A 17,668-nucleotide genomic window follows, 5' to 3' on the forward strand; every position below is an offset into this window, starting at 1 on the left:
CTGCCCCGGGGGCGCGCCGGCGGTACGGCCCCGGTACGTCTTCCGTCGGCGGGGGCCCGGCGGACCCGCGTAGCCGATCCGCTCCCCCGGGCCAGGGCGTCGACCGGCACGGACGGCGCATATGGCCACGCCAGGCCACGGGAGCATCACGACGCGGCAACACCTGGTCCACATCGCGGATGGACGATGGCGGGCACCCCGGCGGTTCGCATAGAAATCCGCCATGTTCTGGCTCATCCTCCTGCTGGCCTGTGCGGTGGCCGGCACCTCGTGCACCCTGCTCTGTCGCGCGGCCGTCCGCGCGGCGGTCGCGGAGGGCACGCCCATCCCTCGTGGGCACCGACTGACCGTCTACGAAGCAGCGTTCCTGTCCGGCGGTCCCCACCGCGTCGCCGAGGTGGCGATGGTGTCGATGGCCCGTCAACGCCGACTGGTCCTCGCGCACACCGGCTGGGCGACCGTGGTCGACCCGCGCGGCCGGGACGCCCTGGAACGGACGGTGCTCGGCGCGATCGGCTCCGCCGGACAGGCGCGGATCGCCCGGGTACGGGCCGCGGTCGCCGGTGACGAGGCGGTGCGCGCCCTCGGTGACCGGCTGGCGGCAGCGGGCCTCGCGGTGCCGGAGCAGACCCGCGGCACCGTCACGCATGCCGTCCTGCTGGTCCGGGTGTCCTCCCTGGTGGTCCTGGGGCTCGGCGCGTTGGCGTGGGTCGCGGCCCCGCCGGCACCGGGCGGTGCCGCGACGACGCACGCCGCCTGGTTCGCCCTGCCCCTGTTGCTGACGGCGAGTTGCCTGCTGATCGCGCGCGTCGAGGCGCGACCGTACACGCGCTGGGCGTCGGCGTCCGGGCGTGCCCTGGTGTGCGGCCTCTCGGCCCGGCCCGGCGGGGACGACCGCACGTATCTGACCGCGGTGGCGGTGGGCGGGGTGCCCGCGGCCGACGATCCCGGCCTGGTGGCGGCGTTCGCCCACCGGGACCACGACGGTGGTGCGGACCGTGCGCTGCGTCCCGGGCCGACCGACCGGGGGTCCGCGCGGCGCGAGCGTTGACGCCGCGCAGCGGGGCCATTGCGCCGACATCCGTCCGCCGGTGCTTTACATCACCCCCACGCACCCCAATCATCCCTTTTGTCAGATGATCCGTACGGGCTTCGGCCTCCCCACCGGGCGACCGACAGTTCCGTGCGCGGCAACGGCGGAGCGAAGAGCAGGAGCACCATGAGAGCAGCCGTCCGCTGGGGCACCGCCGGGTCCCTGGTCCTGTCCGCGCTGTGGGCGGCCCCCACCGGCGCGGCGGGCCTGTCGACCGCGGTGGCGCCCGCCGACCTCCGCCCCGTCGCCCCCCTCTCCGCTCCCCCGACCAGCGGCTCGACGAACGCCCGGGAGGCGGCCGGAGCCCAGGAGGCGGCCGGAGTGCGGGCCGCCGTAGCCCGGGCCGCCGTGCGGGGCATCAGCTTCGGTCCCTGTGCCGAGGAGGAGAACCTCCCGGCACCGGTGGAGTGCGGCACGGTCGAGGTGCCCCTCGACTACGCCCACCCCGACGACCGTCGGATCGCGCTCACCGTGAGCCGGGTGCCCGCCACGGGCACGGACCCGGACGGCCACCCGACCCCGCGGCAGGGCGCCCTGGTGTTCAACCCGGGCGGACCGGGCGGCAACGGCACGTACTTCCCGTTGATCGGCGGCGTCCCCGCCTGGCAGCGCATCGCCGCCGCGTACGACCTGGTGGGCTACGCCCCCCGCGGGGTGGGCCGTTCGGCGCCGCTGTCCTGCCAGGCGCCCGGGGACTTCGTGAAGGCCCCCACCCAGGCCCCCGTCCACCCGTCCGCGTCCTACAAGAAGGAACGCGTCGCCGAGGCCACCTCGTACGCGCGGGGCTGCGCCCGCCGGGCCGGAGACGCCTTGCAGCACTACACGACCCTGAACAACGCACGGGACCTCGACGTGCTGCGGGCCGCGCTCGACGAACGGCAGTTGACGTTCATGGGGGCGTCCTACGGAACGTACCTCGGCGCGGTGTACGCGACGCTGTTCCCCGCGCACGTGCGCCGGATGGTGTTCGACTCGGTGGTCGACCCCCGGCCGGATCGGATCTGGTACCGCAACGACCTCGACCGGACGGCGGCCTTCGAGCAGCGCTGGGCGGACTTCCGCAGCTGGGTCGCCCGGCACGACGACGTCTACGGGCTGGGACGCACCGCCGCCGCCGTGCAGCGTTCGTACGAGGAGGTGCGGGCGGCCGTCGCCGCGGAACCGGCGGGCGGCAAGGTCGGGCCGGGACAGTTGCACGCGGCCTATCTACGGACCGCCCACTACGACGACTACTGGCCGATGCGCGCCGCCGCGCTGTCCGCCTTCCAGGACGGCGACCCGGAACTGCTCGTCGCCCAGGCGGCACCGATCCCGGAGGTGGCCGCCGAAACGGAGAACGCCCACGCCGTGTACACGGCCGTGCGGTGCAATGACGCTCCCTGGCCCACGGACTTCGCCGACTGGGACGCCGAGCACACCGCGCTGGCCGCCACCGCCCCCTTCGCCGCCTGGGACAACGCCTGGACCCATCTGCCGTGCGCGTACTGGCGCGCGCCCCGGCAACAGCCGCTCGACGTGCGGGCGGACGCGGCGGGTCTGCCGCCGACGCTGATCCTGGCCGCCGAGCGGGACGCCGTGACCCCGTACCGGGGGGCGCAGGAGCTGCGGGAGCGGCTGGGCGGTGCGCGGCTGGTGACCGAGCGGGACGCCGGGCAGCACGGGGTCGGCGGCGGGTCGAACGCCTGCGTGAACGCCCACCTCGACGCGTACCTGCTGACGGGACGGCTGCCGGAGGCGGACACGGAGTGCGCGGGGCACGCCCAGCCGCGTCCGCTGGCCACCCGTGGAACGGAACGCGGGCCCGACCCGGCGTACCGGGTGGGCCCGCGATGAGGGTCGGCGGTCAGGCGAGCGAGGCGACCAGCTCGGCCATGCTGCGACGGCGTCCGGTGTAGAAGGGGACCTCCTCACGGACGTGCATCCGCGCCTCGGAGGCCCGCAGATGACGCATCAGGTCCACGATCCGGTGGAGCTCGTCGGCCTCGAAGGCCAGGATCCACTCGTAGTCGCCGAGGGAGAACGAGGCCACGGTGTTGGCCCGGACGTCGGGGTAGCCGCGCGCCATCTTGCCGTGGTCGGCGAGCATCTTGCGGCGCTCCTCGTCCGGCAGCAGGTACCACTCGTAGGAGCGGACGAACGGGTAGACGCTGACGTAGTCGCGCGCGGTCTCGTCGGCGAGGAAAGCGGGGATGTGGGAACGGTTGAACTCGGCGGGCCGGTGTAGCGCCATGTTCGACCAGGTCGGGACGAGGGCGCGGCCGAGCTTGGTGCGGCGGAAGAGGTTGTACGCCTCCTGGAGCGCGTCGGCGGTCTCGGCGTGCCACCAGATCAACAGGTCGGCGTCGGCGCGCAGGCCCGACAGGTCGTAGGTGCCCCGGACCTTGACGTCCTTGGCGGCGAGCTGTGCGAACAGCTCGTCGACCTCGTCGGCGTACCCGGAGCGGTCCTCCGGGAGTACGTCACGAAGGGTGAAGACGGACCACAGCGTGTAGCGGATGACCTCGTTGAGGTCCTTGGCCAGCTTGCCGCGGTGGGGAATCCTTGCGGGGGCGTCGTCGCTCATGTTCCTCATTCTCCTGCGCCGCCGTGGCGGCTTTGCACCGGGTTGCTCATCAGATGGTCCGTACGGTCCGGATCGCCCAGGACCAGGTCGGCCGCGGCCTGCCCGCCGCCCACGCACGCGGGCACGCCGACCCCGTCGTAGGCGGCGCCGCAGAGCGCGAGACCGGGGAGTTTCGCCAGGCGGTCGCGGATCCGTGCCACCCGGGCGTGGTGGCCGACCGGGTACTGCGGCAGCCCGTCGTTCCAGCGGGTGACCCGGCTGGCGACCGGTCGCGCGGTCAGTCCCGCGGCGGCGCCGAGGTCACGGCGGGAGACGGCGACGAGGTCGGCGTCGTCGCGCTCCAGGTCGGCCTCGTCGCCGTGGCGGCCCACGGAGGTCCGGACGACGAGCAGGTCGGGGTCCTCGGCGGCGATCCAGCCCCACTTCTGGGAGGCGAACGTCGACGCCTTGATGGTGTGCCCGTCGACCGGCGGCACGAGGAAGCCGCTGCCCGGGGGCAGGGCCACCTCCGCGCGCCGGTAGGCCAGGGTGATCAGCGCCATGGAGGCGTACTCGACGGTCTCCAGCTCGGTCGCCGCGCCCGGCGCCTCGGCGGAGAGCAGCCGGGCGGCGGTCGGGGCCGGGACGGCGAGGACCACGCCGTCGACGTCCAGGCTCAGGTCGACGGCGGTGACCCGCCAGCGGCCGTCCGGGGTGCGGCGCAGTCCGGTGGCGGGGGTCGCGAGGCGGATCTCCCCGCCGCGGGCGCGCACGGCGTCGGCCACCGCCAGCGGGAGGGTGCCGACGCCGCCCTCGATGCCCATGAAGACGGGGCCGGGCGCGGGGTTCGTGGCGGCTCGGCGCTGGATCTCGCGCACCGCCGCCGTGAGGGAGGAGTGGGTGCGGGCGGCCTCGAAGAGCTGGGGGACCGCCGAGCGCAGGGAGATGCGGTAGGCGTCGCCCGCGTAGACGCCGCCGAGCAGGGGTTCCACCAGCCGGTCGACGACCTCGTGGCCGAGCCGGGCGGCGACGTAGGTGCCGACCGCCACGTCGTCGCCGAGGTCGGCCGGGTCCACCGGCGGGAGTTCGCCTTCCGCGGCCACCCGGCGCAGGCCCTCGGGGGACAGCACGTCGGCGAGGGCGTCGGCGCTCGCGGGCACGCCCATGACGTGCCCCTTCGGCATGGGCCGCAGGGCGCCCCGGGTCCACAGGGACGCCGTGGTGGTGGCCGGGGCACGGAGGCGGTCGCCGAGGCCCACCTCCCGGGCCAGTGCCACCGCCTCGGGCCGGCGCGCGAGCAGGGACTCGGCGCCGAGGTCGACGCGGGCGCCCGCGATCTCACCGGGCAGCAGCTTCCCGCCGAGGCGATCGGACGCCTCCAGCACCGTGACGCGGGCACCGGTCGCCAGGAGGCGGTGGGCCGCGGCCAGTCCGGAGATGCCGGCGCCGATGACGACGAAGCTACGGGGCGGTGCCGGGGCGGTGTGCTCTGCGCGCATGCCCCAACTCTGTCAGAGGTGGGGGGCCGGTTCGCAGGGCCGTTGGTCCCGGTGCGGGTCCGGATTCCCCGGCCGACCGGCGAGTCCGAACCGTGATGCGTTCGCGATGCGTTGGCGACGTCGCGGCGGGGTGCGGTGACGTCGAAGGAGTGTCGGACTGCGCACCACTTCCCAGGGGGAGTCGAAGATGAGTGTTCTGCGAGAGCCCGGTCCCGTGCGGGGCCACCGTCCGGTACGGCGGCGGGCCCGGTGGGTCGCCGGCGTCCTGCTCACCGGGTCGCTGACGCTCGCCGGCTGCGCCGGATCGGGCGGCGACCAGGGGGAGTCGACGAACAAGGGGGCCACGGGGGCGGACGCCCAGGGCTACGCCCCGCCCGGTGACGCCGAGGGCGCCCTGCGCGCGGAGGGCGCTGCGGGCTCCGAGGGCAAGGCCGACGCACGGGCGCCCGGGGGCAAGGCCGACTCGGGGAAGCCGGAGTCGGACGGTGACCTGCGAACGGACCAACTCGCCCAGCGGAAGATCATTCGCACCGCGGAGCTGGTGGTGCGGGTCGAGGACGTGTCCCGGGCCCTGGCCACCGTACGGTCGGCCGCCGAGTCGGTCGGCGGGATCGTCGGCGAGGAGTCGACGGAGCGCGACGACGACGGACGCGAGCAGTCCGAGGTCGTCCTGCGCGTTCCGCAGGAGAAGTACGACGACGTCCTGGAGAAGCTGGGCGACACCGGTACGGTGCTCCGCCGGAACACCGGGGCCGAGGACGTCACCGAACAGGTGGTCGACGTCGAGACCCGCCTCAAGAACCAACGGGCGAGCGTGGCCCGCATCCGGGAACTGATGGACGAGGCGACGAAGATCAGCGACGTGGTGGCACTGGAGGGCGAGCTGAGCAGCCGTCAGGCGGATCTGGAGTCGCTGCTCGCCCAGCAGACGTCGCTGAAGGACCGCACGACGCTGGCCACCATCACGCTGTCGCTCACCGAGCGCCCCGACGCGGGCCGGGACGAGGAGTCCGGCTTCCTGGACTCGGTCGGCGACGGCTGGGGCGCGTTCGTCGCGACGCTGCGCTGGCTGTCGATCGTCCTCGGCGCCGCGCTGCCGTTCCTGGCCCTGGCCGGGGCCCTGTACGCGGTGTGGCGTTGGCTGTTGGGTCCGTGGGTGCGCCGTCGTCGCCCGGTGCCCCCGGCCGGGCCCGCAGCCGGGGGCGCGGTGAGCGCCACGGGCGCCGTGGGGCCCGCGGCGCCGGCCACCGTGCCCCCGACGCCGCGGGCGCCCGACGCGGGCTGAGCCCCCCGGTGCATGCACGTAGCGTGCTCACTTGACGCTCCCCTCCCTAAAGGGAGGGGATTCTTACGGCTCGCGCCGTGAGACTTCCTGTTTCGTCGCCGACTGCCCGCCCGGAGAACTCCGTCGAGGTCTTACACCAGCTCCGCAGGCTGTAACCGCCCGCCCGGCGGCCAGAAGGTTCTTCGCTGCGTTCACGTCCCGGTCGTGGGTGGTGCCGCAGTCGCACGTCCAGGTGCGGACGTTCAGCGGCATCTTCCCGGCGAGGGTGCCGCAGGTGGAGCACAGCTTGGAGGAGGGGAACCAGCGGTCCACGACCACGAGGTTCCGTCCATACCAGGCTGCCTTGTACTCCAGCATCGTGCGCATCTGGTGCCATGCGGCGTCGGAGATGGCGCGGGCGAGGCTGTGGTTCTTGGCCATGTTGCGCACGGTCAGGTCCTCGATCACGAGCGTTTGGTTCTCACGCACGAGACGAGTAGTGATCTTGTGGAGATGGTCGCGGCGGCGGTCGGTGATCCGGGCGTGGATCTTGGCGACCTTCCGCCGGGCCTTGGCCCGGTTGGCGCCGTCGCCCTTGGCCTTCTTCGCCAGACGGCGCTGGGCCAGGGCGAGACGGGCGCGGTCGCGGCGCTCGTGCCGGGGGTTGGCGATCTTCTCCCCGGTCGAGAGGGTGAGCAAGTGGTCCAGGCCCGCGTCGATGCCGACCTCCGCGCTGGTGGCGGGGAGCGGCTTCACGGAGGGGTCCTCGCACAGAATCGAGACGAACCAGCGTCCCGCGTTGTCCTGCGACACGGTCACCGTGGACGGCTTCGCTCCCTCGGGGAGCGGGCGCGACCATACGATGTCCAGCGGCTCCGCCATCTTGGCCAGCGTCAGCTGTCCGTCACGGAAGCGGAAACCGCTGGTGGTGTACTCGGCGGACTTCCGGGACTTCTTCCTCGACTTGAAGCGCGGGTACTGGGCCCGCTTGCCGAAGAAGTTGGTGAACGCCACCTGCAAGTGCCGCAGACACTGCTGCAACGGCACGGAGGACACCTCGTTCAGGAACGCGAGTTCCTCGGTCTTCTTCCACGCCGTCAGCATCGCGGACGTCTGGTGGTAGTTGACCCGCTCCTGTCGCGTCCACGCCTCCGTGCGTGCGGCGAGCGCCAGGTTGTAGACCTTGCGAACACAGCCGAGCGTGCGCGACAGCTCGGCCGCCTGCGCATCGGTCGGGTAGAAGCGGTACTTGAACGCCCGCTTCACATGACTCATGGCCACGCTCACAAACTAGCGGTACCACAGGTGAGAATCAAACCTGCGGGTCAGAGCACGATCTTTCACCCAGGGGACGAAACCCCGCTCACTGCCCTGCTCCGCAGGGGTTTCGCTTCCTCCCCCACCTAAAGATTGGGGGCATCCACGAAAGGACTCAGATGAACGATTCGAGGGAGCGGCTGGTCATCATCGGCGGTGACGCGGCGGGCATGTCCGCCGCGTCACAGGCGCGCAGGCTCAGGGGCCCGGCGGAGCTGGACGTGGTGGCGTTCGAGCGGGGGCACTTCACCTCGTACTCGGCGTGCGGCATCCCGTACTGGGTCGGCGGCCAGGTGGCCGAGCGGGACGAGCTGATCGCGCGGACGCCCGAGGAGCACCGGGAGCGCGCGATCGACCTGCGGACCCGTACCGAGGTGGTGGAGATCGATCCGGAGCGACGCCGGGTCCGCAGTCGGGACCTCGACTCCGGCTCCGAGGAGTGGACGGACTACGACAAGTTGGTCATCGCGACCGGTGCCCGACCGGTGCGCCCCCCGCTGCCGGGCATCGACGCGCCCGGCGTGCACGGGGTGCAGACCCTGGACGACGGGCAGGCGCTGCTCGACACCCTGGACGCCACCGCGGGCCGCCGCGCGGTGGTCGTCGGAGCCGGGTACATCGGCGTCGAGATGGCCGAGGCGATGATCAACCGGGGCTACGAGGTCACGGTCGTCAACCGCGGTCGGGAACCGATGTCCACGCTCGACCCGGACATGGGCCGGCAGGTGCACGACGCCATGAGCTGGCTCGGCATCACCATGGTCAACGACACCGAGGTCACCGGGGTCCGTACGGGGGAGGACGGGCGGGTCCGGGCCGTGACCACCGCCGACGACGCGTACCCGGCCGACGTGGTGATCCTCGGGCTCGGCGTCCGGCCCGAGACCTCGCTCGCCCGCGCGGCGGGCCTCCCGCTCGGCGACCACGGCGGACTGTTGACGGACCAGGCGATGCGGGTGCGCGGCCAGGACGCGATCTGGGCCGGCGGCGACTGCGTGGAGGTCCTGGACCTGGTGTCGGGGCAGGACCGGTACGTCCCGCTGGGCACCCACGCCAACAAGCACGGCCAGATCATCGGCACCAACGTCGGCGGCGGGTACGCGACCTTCCCCGGGGTGGTCGGCACGGCGGTGTCCAAGGTGTGTGACCTGGAGATCGCCCGGACGGGGCTACGGGAGAAGGACGCCCGCGCGGTGGGGCTGCGCTACGTGACCGCCACCATCGAGTCGACGAGCCGGGCGGGGTACTACCCGGGCGCGCAGCTGATGACGGTGAAACTGCTGGCCGAGCACCGCACCGGACGGCTGCTCGGGGCGCAGATCGTGGGCCGGGAGGGCGCGGCGAAGCGGGTGGACGTCGCGGCGGTGGCGCTGACCGCCCAGATGACCGTGGAGCAGATGACGCACCTGGACCTCGGGTACGCGCCGCCGTTCTCCCCCGTGTGGGACCCGGTCCTGGTCGCCGCGCGCAAGGCCGTGCGGGCGGTCCGGGAGGCGGGCTGGTAGACACGGGCCGTCGGACGCGCGCTCCGGCTCCCGTCCGGCCCCAGAAGAAGAACGGCCGGAATCCGACGCTTGGCGGCGGCTCCCCGCGGAAAGGGGAACCGCCGCGGCGATCAGCGTGCCGTGCGGGTGTGCACGTCCTCCACGAGCCGGGTGAGGGCGTCCGGGTCGGTGTCGGGCAGGACCCCGTGCCCCAGGTTGAAGATGTGGCCCTCCAGACCGCGGGCCGCCTCCAGCACCTCGCCGGTCTTGGCGACCACGGCCTCGGTGCCCGCGAAGAGCACGGCCGGGTCGAGGTTGCCCTGGAGCGCCTTCCCGGGGCCCACCCGACGTGCGGCCTCGTCCAGCGGCACCCGCCAGTCCACGCCCACCACGTCGGCCCCGGCCTCGCCGAGCGCACCGAGCAGCTCACCTGTGCCGACGCCGAAGTGGATGCGCGGGACGCCGTAGCCGGCGACGGACTCGAAGACCTTGCGGGACGCCGGGAGCACGGACCGCCGGTAGTCGACGGGGGCGAGGGCACCGACCCAGGAGTCGAAGAGCTGGACGGCGCTGACGCCCGCCTCGATCTGGACCTTGAGGAAGGCCGAGGTGATGCCGGCGAGCCGGTCCAGGAGGTCGGCCCACAGCTGCGGGTCGCCGTACATCAGCGCCTTGGTGTGTTCGTGGTTGCGGGACGGGCCGCCCTCCACGAGGTAGCTCGCCAGGGTGAAGGGCGCGCCCGCGAACCCGATCAGCGGCGTGGCGCCCAGCTCGGCGGTGAGCTGCCCGATGGCCTCGGTGACGTACGGGACGTCCTCGGGGGTGAGGTCGCGCAGTCGGTCGAGGTCGGCGCGGGAGCGGATCGGCTGCTCGATGACCGGGCCGATGCCGGGCTTGATGTCGAGGCCGACGCCGATGGCCTTCAACGGGACGACGATGTCGCTGAAGAAGATCGCCGCGTCGACGTGGTGCCTGCGGACCGGCTGGAGGGTGATCTCGGTGACCAGGTCGGGACGCATGCACGAGTCGAGCATGGCGATGCCCTCGCGGACCTTGCGGTACTCCGGGAGGGAGCGGCCCGCCTGGCGCATGAACCAGACCGGGGTGTGCGGCACGGGTTCGCGACGGCAGGCCTTCAGGAACGCGGATTCCCGGACGCCCTCTCGTGTCGCGGTCGACCGGTCCGTGGGGTTCTCGTTGGCACTCACGTCGGAAAGTCTCCCATGCGGGTGGGGGCGCGATCCGGACAGCCCTCGCCCGCAGGGGTGTCCCTCCCTGCACCGGCGCCGGCTTCCCCTTACTCTTCCCGGCATGGCTGCGGCTCAGGAACGACTGTCGGACGACGCTGGTGGGACGGACAACGGCGAGGGGGTGCCGGGCGGGAACCCGGCGGACGCCGGGCCGCCGGCCTTCCGTGCGGCGGTCGACGCGGTGCGCACGGCACGGCTGCGGCCCGGTGTCGAGATCGAGCCGGTCCGACCGCCCCGACGGCTCGCCCCGCACGCGTACGCGTGGGAGGCCGCGGTGGTCGACGGGGACGAGGACCTGGCGGACGGACGGCTGGTGCTGCTGCACGATCCGGCGGGCCATGACGGCTGGCGGGGCACGTTCCGACTGGTGACGCTGGTCCGGGCGGAGTTGGAGCCCGAGATGGCCGCCGACCCGTTGCTGCCGGAGGTGTGCTGGTCCTGGCTGACGGGCGCGCTGGAGGGCCGGGGCCTCACGTACGGGGAGCCGAGCGGCACGGTGACCCGGGCGGGTTCCCACTACTTCGGCGGCCTGGCCCGCCGCCCGGCCACGTCCCAGATCGAGATCCGGGCGTCCTGGACGCCGCAGGAGGGCGACCGGGGCGTGCCGGACACGGCCGCGCACCTGACGGCCTGGTGCGATCTGTTGGGCCAGGTCGCGGGGCTCCCGCCGTCGCCGTCGGCCGATGCGTCCGTGGTCACCCTGCCGCAGCGCCGCGGTCCGCAGACCTCCTGAGACGCCCGCCCCTCCCCCGCTGCACCCGCCTTTCCCGCCCCGGCCGCCCTGGCTGCCCCGTCCGGCCTTCCCGCGACGCAACGGCCCTCGGCGCGCCCCGGCGACGCCCCCCACGGACGGACGACACCCCCGGCGGCTCCCCGGCGGCTCCATGGCCGCTCCGGCCCGACTCCCCCCAGCTCCACGGCCCGGCTCTCCGGCGACTGTGGCCCGGTTCCCCGGGCCACGCCGACTCCGGGCTGCTGCGGCGCGGCTCCGGGACATACGGGGCTACGTGCAACGATCGCTCAATCGTCCGAATTGCACGAATTGTTCTCACGAATTCGTGATCTTTCTCTAAAGGCGACCGGGTTTGATGCCGAAGAGGTCTGTGACCTTGAAAGCGACGGTTCATCCCGGCTTCATCCCCAGAGCCGGCCCCCCGTCCCGCCACCCCAGGAGGGCCCTGTGTCCGTTCTCCTTGAGCAGCCCGCAAGCCTGGTCGCCTACCGCCCCAACAAGCCGACCGCCATGGTGGTCGTGGCGGACCCTCGGGTCCGCTCCACCGTCACCCGCCACCTGTGGGCGCTCGGGGTGCGCGATGTCATCGAGGCGTCGTCCATCGCAGAAGCCCGCCCCCGCGTCGGCAACCCGCGTGACATTTGCGTCGCCGACGTCCACCTTCCCGACGGCAGCGGTCTCACCCTGTTGTCCGAAACCCGTGCCGCGGGCTGGCCCAACGGCCTCGCCCTCTCCGCCGCCGATGACATCGGCGCCGTTCGCAACGCCCTCGCGGGCGGAGTGAAGGGTTATGTCGTTACCGGTACGCGTACCAATCTCGGCCTTCCGACCCGGCCCGGCGCCGCCCCCATCGGCGCCGCCGCGGCCCGTATGCACCGCCGCCCTCCGGGCTCTCCGAGCCACCCGGGTGGCTATCGCGAGCTGTCCGGCCGTGAGGTCGAGGTCCTGAGACTGGTCGCCGAGGGCCAGTCCAACAAGGCCATCGGGGTCTCCATGGGACTGTCGGCCCTGACCGTCAAGAGCCACCTCGCCCGGATCGCCCGCAAGCTGGGCACCGGCGACCGCGCCGGCATGGTGGCCGTCGCCCTACGCACCGGAATCATCCACTGACCGATACCGATCGCTCGCGCGTCCGCCGACGGAACGTTCCGTCGGCGGACGCGGTGTTTTCGCAAGTACCCTTGACAGGTGACAGACGCCCAAGAGACCGCAGCAGACACATCACTGCGAACCACCGGGGGCGCCCCTCCGGACGACGGCGTCACCGGCGTCACCGCGGACCGTGACCCCATCGCGCTGCTGGAGCCGCGCGAGGGCATCCCGCCGGTCGTCGCCGACGCGGGCGCCCTGACCGACGTGATCTCCGCGTTCGCCCGGGGCACCGGCCCGGTGGCGGTGGACGCCGAGCGCGCCTCCGGCTACCGCTACGGACAGCGCGCGTACCTCGTCCAGCTGCGCCGCCAGGGCGCCGGGACGGCACTGATCGACCCCGTCGCCTGCCCCGACCTCACCGCGCTCGGTCAGGCCCTCGACGGAACCGAGTGGGTGTTGCACGCCGCGACCCAGGACCTGCCCTGCCTGCGGGAAATAGGCATGCAGCCCAGCGAGCTCTTCGACACCGAGTTGGCCGGACGGCTCGCCGGGTTCCCCCGCGTCGGCCTCGGGGCGATGGTCGAGAACGTGCTGGGGTACGTCCTGGAGAAGGGGCATTCGGCCGTCGACTGGTCGACCCGGCCGCTCCCCGAGCCCTGGTTGCGGTACGCCGCGCTCGACGTGGAACTGCTCGTCGACCTCCGGGACGCGCTGGAGGAGGAACTCGACCGACAGGGCAAGCTCGACTGGGCCCGGCAGGAGTTCGCGGCCATCGCCTCGGCGCCGCCCGCGCCCCCGCGCAAGGACCCCTGGCGCCGCACCTCCGGAATGCACAAGGTCAAGCGGCGGCGACAGATGGCCGTGGTGCGGGAGCTGTGGGAGGCGCGCGACCGGATCGCCCGGCGCAGGGACATCTCGCCCGGGAAGGTGCTCGGGGACGCCGCGATCGTCGAGGCGGCACTGACGCTGCCCACGAACGCACGGGCGCTCGCCGCACTGCCCGGCTTCGGCGGCCGGTCCGGTCGACGGCAGCTGGTGGACCAGTGGCAGGAGGCGATCGACCGGGCCCGGGCCCTGTCCGAGGGTGAACTGCCCCAGCCCGGACAGACCGTGAGCGGTCCGCCGCCGCCCCGGGCCTGGGCCGACAAGGACCCGGTGGCCGCGGCGCGGCTCTCCGCGGCGCGGGCCGCGGTGTCCGCCCTGGCGGAGCAGCTGTCCATGCCGCAGGAGAACCTGATCGCCCCGGACACCGTGCGACGGGTGTGCTGGGAGCCGCCGACCGTGGTGACCGCCGAGTCGGTGGACGCGGCGCTGGCCGCACTGGGTGCCCGTCCCTGGCAGATCGAACAGGTCGGCCCCCTGCTGGTGGACGCACTGCGCGCACCCGCCGACGCCTGACCGGAGACCGGATGCGGCCCGCTCGGAGTCACCCGCTGACTCCCGGCGGGCCGTACGCGTTCCGCCCGCTGACACGCGCAGCCGGGGGCGGGGGCTGGGCAGTCTGGTTACTCGCAAGTAGCATGGCGGTACCGCGGTGCGCCGGTGCCTTCGGCTGGGCGGGCCGCGTCGTGCCAGTTCGCGTCTGGAGGAGAGCCATCGTGCCTCGTACCGTCAGGGACGTCGTCTTCGTCGACGGCGTCCGTACCCCGTTCGGCAAGGCGGGCCCGAAGGGCATCTACCACGAGACCCGGGCCGACGACCTCGTGGTGAAGTCGATCCGGGAGTTGTTGCGCCGCAACCCGGGGCTCGACCCGGCGAAGATCGACGAGGTGGCGATCGCGGCCACCACGCAGATCGGCGACCAGGGCCTGACCCTCGGGCGCACCGCGGGCATCCTCGCCGGGCTGCCCCGCTCCGTACCCGGCTACTCCATCGACCGGATGTGCGCGGGCGCGCTGACGGCCGTGACGACGACCGCCGGGTCCATCGCCTTCGGCGCCTACGACGTCGTGGTGGCCGGCGGCGTCGAGCACATGGGCCGTCACCCGATGGGCGAGGGCGTCGACCCCAACCCCCGGTTCGTCAGCGAGAAGCTGGTGGGCGAGTCCGCGCTGTTCATGGGGATGACCGCGGAGAACCTGCACGACCGGTTCCCGCACCTCACCAAGGAGCGCGCCGACGCGTACGCGGTGCGGTCCCAGGAGAAGGCCGCCAAGGCGTACGCCAACGGCAGGATCCAGCAGGACCTGGTACCGATCTCGGTCCGGCGGACCACCCCCGAGGCCGGCGAGACCGGCTGGGGACTGGCCACCGAGGACGAGCCGATGCGCCCGGGGACGACCCTGGAGACGCTGGCCGGTCTGAAGACGCCGTTCCGCCCGCACGGCCGGGTCACCGCCGGAAACGCGGCGGGCCTGAACGACGGGGCCACCGCCTCGCTGATCGCCGCCGAGGACTTCGCCCGGGAGCACGAGCTGCCGGTGCGGATGCGCCTGGTCTCGTACGCCTTCGCCGGTGTCGAGCCCGAGGTGATGGGCTACGGGCCCGTGCCCGCGACCCACAAGGCGCTCGCCAAGGCCGGTCTGTCGATCTCCGACATCGGGCTGTTCGAGATCAACGAGGCGTTCGCCGTACAGGTGCTCGCCTTCCTCGACCACTACGGGATCGCCGATGACGACCCCCGCGTCAACCAGTACGGCGGCGCCATCGCCTTCGGCCACCCGCTGGCCTCCTCCGGCGTGCGGCTGATGACCCAGCTGGCCCGTCAGTTCGAGGAGCGGCCCGAGGTGCGCTACGGCATCACCACCATGTGCGTCGGCTTCGGCATGGGCGCGACGGTCATCTGGGAGAACCCCCACTTCGACGGAGGCGCCAAGTGAGCACGAGCACCGCTGAGCAGCTGAAGGGCGCCGCCGAGGCGTTCCCCGACGAGGTCGTCACCCAGGCGCACGTACGCCATCTGGACCTGCCGAAGGGGGCCGGGCGGTTCGCGCTCATCACCCTCGACAACGGGCTCGACCACACCAAGCCGACCACCTTCGGGCCGCGTTCCCTGGCCAACCTGGACGCCGCGCTCGACCAGGTGGAGCAGGAGGCCACCGCCGGGGCGATCGTGGGCGCGGGCATCACCGGCAAGCCCTTCATCTTCGCCGTCGGCGCCGACCTCAAGGGCGTCGAGGTGCTGACCCGGCACGAGGACGCACTCGCCATCGGCAAGGGCGGCCACGACGTCTTCAAGCGGCTCGCCGGCCTGGCCGTGCCGACGTTCGCCTACTACAACGGCGCGGCGATGGGCGGTGGCGTCGAGGTCGGGCTGCACTGCACCTACCGGACCGTGTCGAAGGCGGTGCCGGCGTTCTCGCTGCCCGAGGTGTTCCTCGGGCTGGTCCCCGGCTGGGGCGGCTGTGCGCTGCTCCCGCAGCTGATCGGCGCGGAACGCGCGGTCTCGGTGATCATCGAGAACGCGCTCAACCAGAACCGGCAGCTGAAGGGCGCCCAGGTCTTCGAGCTGGGCATCGCCGATGCGCTCTTCGAGGGCGCGGACTTCCTGGAGCAGTCCCTGGTGTGGACCGCCGGGGTGCTGACCGGTGAGGTCACCGTCGAGCGGCCCGAGCCGGACCGGGGCGAGGCGTGGGACCTGGCCGTCGCCCGCGGCCGGGCCCTCGCCGACGCCAAGGTGCACGGGGCGGCCCCGGCCGCGTACCGCGCGTTGGACATCATCGCCGCGGCCAAGGACGGCGACCTCCAGGCCGCGTTCGACACCGAGGACCGGGTGCTCGCCGACCTGATCATGGGTGGGGAGCTGCGCTCCGGCCTCTACGCGTTCCACCTGGTGCAAAAGCGCGGGAAGCGGCCGGTGGGCGCCCCGGACAGGAGCCTCGCCCGACCGGTCACCAAGGTCGGCGTGGTGGGTGCGGGGCTGATGGCCTCGCAGCTCGCGCTGCTGTTCGTGCGACGCCTCGAAGTGCCGGTGGTGCTCACGGACATCGACCAGGAGCGCATCGACCGGGGCGTGGGCTACGTCCATGCCGAGATCGACAAGCTGCTGCTCAAGGGCCGGGTGAACCAGGACACGGCGAACCGGCTGAAGGCGCTGGTCAGCGGGGTGCTGGACAAGGCGGAGGGGTTCTCCGACGCGGACTTCGTGATCGAGGCCGTGTTCGAGGAGATCGGCGTCAAGCAGCGGGTGTTCGCCGAGGTGGAGGCGGTGGTCCCGGCGCACGCGATCCTGGCGACGAACACCTCCTCGCTGTCGGTCAGCGAGATGGCCTCCGAGCTGAAGCACCCGGAGCGGGTCGTCGGCTTCCACTTCTTCAACCCGGTGGCGGTGCTGCCGCTGTTGGAGATCGTCCGGGGCGAGCGGACCGACGACGCCGCATTGGCGACGGCGTTCGCGGTGGCCAAGCAGTTGAAGAAGACCGCGGTGCTGGTGAAGGACGCCCCGGCGTTCGTGGTGAACCGCATCCTGACCCGCTTCATGGGCGAGGTGCAGAACGTCATCGACGAGGGCACGCCCGTCGAGGTGGCGGAGCGGGGCGTGGAGCCGCTGGGCCTGCCGATGTCGCCGCTGGTGCTGCTGGAGCTGGTGGGGCCCGCGATCGGGCTGCACGTCTCCGAGACGCTGCACGAGGCGTTCCCCGACCGCTTCCGGGTGTCCCCCAACCTGGCGGCCGTGGTGCAGGCGGGCAAGCGCGGTTTCTACGTCCACGACTCCGGCCGACCGGAGGTGAACCCCGAGGTCGCGGCGCTCCTGGTGCAGGGCGACAGCGTGCTCGACGAGGAGCAGGTGCGGGCCCGGGTCCTCGACGCGGTCGCCCAGGAGATCGGGCTGATGCTGGACGAGGGCGTCGTCGCCGGGGCCCAGGACATCGACCTGTGCCTGATCACCGGGGCCGGCTGGCCCTTCCACCTGGGCGGCATCACGCCGTACCTGGACCGTGAGGGCGTCAGCGAGCGGGTGAACGGGAAGCGGTTCCTGGCGCCCGGTGTGGCGAGCGTTCCCGCGTAGGACGCACGTACGGGGCGGGTAGGGGGCGTGCGGCCCCGTACCCGCCCCGTAGGCGTGCTCAGGGGTAGACGGTCCGGGGGCCGACCGCACGGGCGCCCGCGGCGGTGACCCGGGCGCGCAGTTCCCGGTCGGCGGTGACCACCACGCACTCCTGGGCCGCCCCGGCCGCGAGTTCCGCGATGAGGTCGTCCCCGCTGCCCGCCGCCTCCTCGATCCGGACCCCGGGCACCGGGGCGACGCCCCGGGCCGCGCCCTCGACCACGAGCACGATGTCGAGGGGCCCGACGAGGTGCGCGACGCCCTCGGCGGCTCGGACCGCCAGCCGGTCGCGCAGCCGCTCGGCGGCACCGCGGCGGTCCTTCCACCAGCCGTCGGGGACCGACCCCACGACATTGGCCCCGTCGACGATCAGCAAGGTCGTCATGCCCGGCCTCCTCCCCCGCCGT

The 17,668-nt window shown here is 73.1% G+C and carries 14 protein-coding genes; 9 read left to right on the plus strand and 5 right to left on the minus strand.

Translation table 11 applies throughout. The features are described 5' to 3' along the window. The first annotated feature begins 223 nt into the window (after window positions 1-223). Entirely contained in the window at window positions 224-1,051 is an 828-nt protein-coding gene (locus ACFV88_RS21970) for a TIGR04222 domain-containing membrane protein (RefSeq protein WP_385493401.1), read from the plus strand. Between the two features lie 168 nt (window positions 1,052-1,219). Beyond that, window positions 1,220-2,926, plus strand: a complete 1,707-nt coding sequence (locus ACFV88_RS21975) for an alpha/beta hydrolase (RefSeq protein ID WP_385493403.1) — start codon at window positions 1,220-1,222, stop codon at window positions 2,924-2,926. Window positions 2,927-2,936: 10 nt separating this feature from the next. On the opposite strand, the gene hemQ is transcribed toward ACFV88_RS21975, so the two are convergent. Next, window positions 2,937-3,656 carry a hydrogen peroxide-dependent heme synthase gene (hemQ, locus tag ACFV88_RS21980; protein ID WP_385493404.1) on the minus strand — a complete coding sequence of 240 codons (720 nt, stop codon included), beginning with the start codon at window positions 3,654-3,656 and terminating at the stop codon, window positions 2,937-2,939. 5 nt (window positions 3,657-3,661) lie between these two features. Then, window positions 3,662-5,134, minus strand: coding sequence for a protoporphyrinogen oxidase (gene hemG, locus ACFV88_RS21985; RefSeq protein ID WP_385493405.1), 1,473 nt, complete (start codon window positions 5,132-5,134; stop codon window positions 3,662-3,664). A gap of 187 nt (window positions 5,135-5,321) precedes the next feature. On the opposite strand from hemG, the gene ACFV88_RS21990 reads away from it, so the two are divergent. Next, window positions 5,322-6,419 (plus strand): DUF4349 domain-containing protein, encoded by a 1,098-nt coding sequence (locus tag ACFV88_RS21990; protein WP_385493406.1) that lies wholly within the window; start codon window positions 5,322-5,324, stop codon window positions 6,417-6,419. 63 nt (window positions 6,420-6,482) lie between these two features. Here the strand turns inward: ACFV88_RS21990 and ACFV88_RS21995 are convergent, their stop codons facing one another. After that, window positions 6,483-7,673: an RNA-guided endonuclease InsQ/TnpB family protein gene (locus ACFV88_RS21995; protein ID WP_385493407.1), complete on the minus strand. Its 1,191-nt coding sequence runs from the start codon at window positions 7,671-7,673 to the stop codon at window positions 6,483-6,485. Window positions 7,674-7,834: 161 nt separating this feature from the next. Here ACFV88_RS21995 and ACFV88_RS22000 point away from each other — a divergent pair, with 161 nt between their 5' ends. Continuing rightward, on the plus strand, window positions 7,835-9,220 hold the full coding sequence (locus tag ACFV88_RS22000) for an FAD-dependent oxidoreductase (RefSeq protein ID WP_385493408.1): 1,386 nt from the start codon (window positions 7,835-7,837) through the stop codon (window positions 9,218-9,220). Window positions 9,221-9,330: 110 nt separating this feature from the next. On the opposite strand, the gene hemE is transcribed toward ACFV88_RS22000, so the two are convergent. Then, entirely contained in the window at window positions 9,331-10,407 is a 1,077-nt protein-coding gene (gene hemE / locus ACFV88_RS22005) for a uroporphyrinogen decarboxylase (RefSeq protein ID WP_385493409.1), read from the minus strand. Between the two features lie 103 nt (window positions 10,408-10,510). On the opposite strand from hemE, the gene ACFV88_RS22010 reads away from it, so the two are divergent. The 5 genes from ACFV88_RS22010 (at window position 10,511) to ACFV88_RS22030 (ending at window position 17,222) form a co-directional block, all read left to right on the plus strand. Beyond that, window positions 10,511-11,182, plus strand: a complete 672-nt coding sequence (locus ACFV88_RS22010) for a DUF3000 domain-containing protein (RefSeq protein WP_385493411.1) — start codon at window positions 10,511-10,513, stop codon at window positions 11,180-11,182. A 447-nt stretch (window positions 11,183-11,629) separates the two neighbouring features. Next, window positions 11,630-12,292, plus strand: coding sequence for a LuxR C-terminal-related transcriptional regulator (locus tag ACFV88_RS22015; RefSeq protein ID WP_385493412.1), 663 nt, complete (start codon window positions 11,630-11,632; stop codon window positions 12,290-12,292). Between the two features lie 78 nt (window positions 12,293-12,370). Then, entirely contained in the window at window positions 12,371-13,672 is a 1,302-nt protein-coding gene (locus ACFV88_RS22020) for an HRDC domain-containing protein (protein ID WP_385493413.1), read from the plus strand. A gap of 200 nt (window positions 13,673-13,872) precedes the next feature. After that, on the plus strand, window positions 13,873-15,093 hold the full coding sequence (locus tag ACFV88_RS22025; protein ID WP_385493414.1) for a thiolase family protein: 1,221 nt from the start codon (window positions 13,873-13,875) through the stop codon (window positions 15,091-15,093). After that, the gene (locus ACFV88_RS22030) at window positions 15,090-17,222 is read left to right on the plus strand and encodes a 3-hydroxyacyl-CoA dehydrogenase NAD-binding domain-containing protein (RefSeq protein WP_385493416.1); all 2,133 of its coding nucleotides are present in this window, start codon (window positions 15,090-15,092) and stop codon (window positions 17,220-17,222) included. Before ACFV88_RS22025 ends, ACFV88_RS22030 begins: the two co-directional genes overlap by 4 nt. Before the next feature lie 58 nt (window positions 17,223-17,280). Here the strand turns inward: ACFV88_RS22030 and ACFV88_RS22035 are convergent, their stop codons facing one another. Further along, entirely contained in the window at window positions 17,281-17,646 is a 366-nt protein-coding gene (locus ACFV88_RS22035; protein ID WP_385493417.1) for an NTP pyrophosphohydrolase, read from the minus strand. Window positions 17,647-17,668: the final 22 nt, after the last annotated feature.

This window comes from Streptomyces sp. NPDC059816, from assembly GCF_042732055.1.
In the GTDB taxonomy this organism is placed as follows: domain Bacteria; phylum Actinomycetota; class Actinomycetes; order Streptomycetales; family Streptomycetaceae; genus Streptomyces.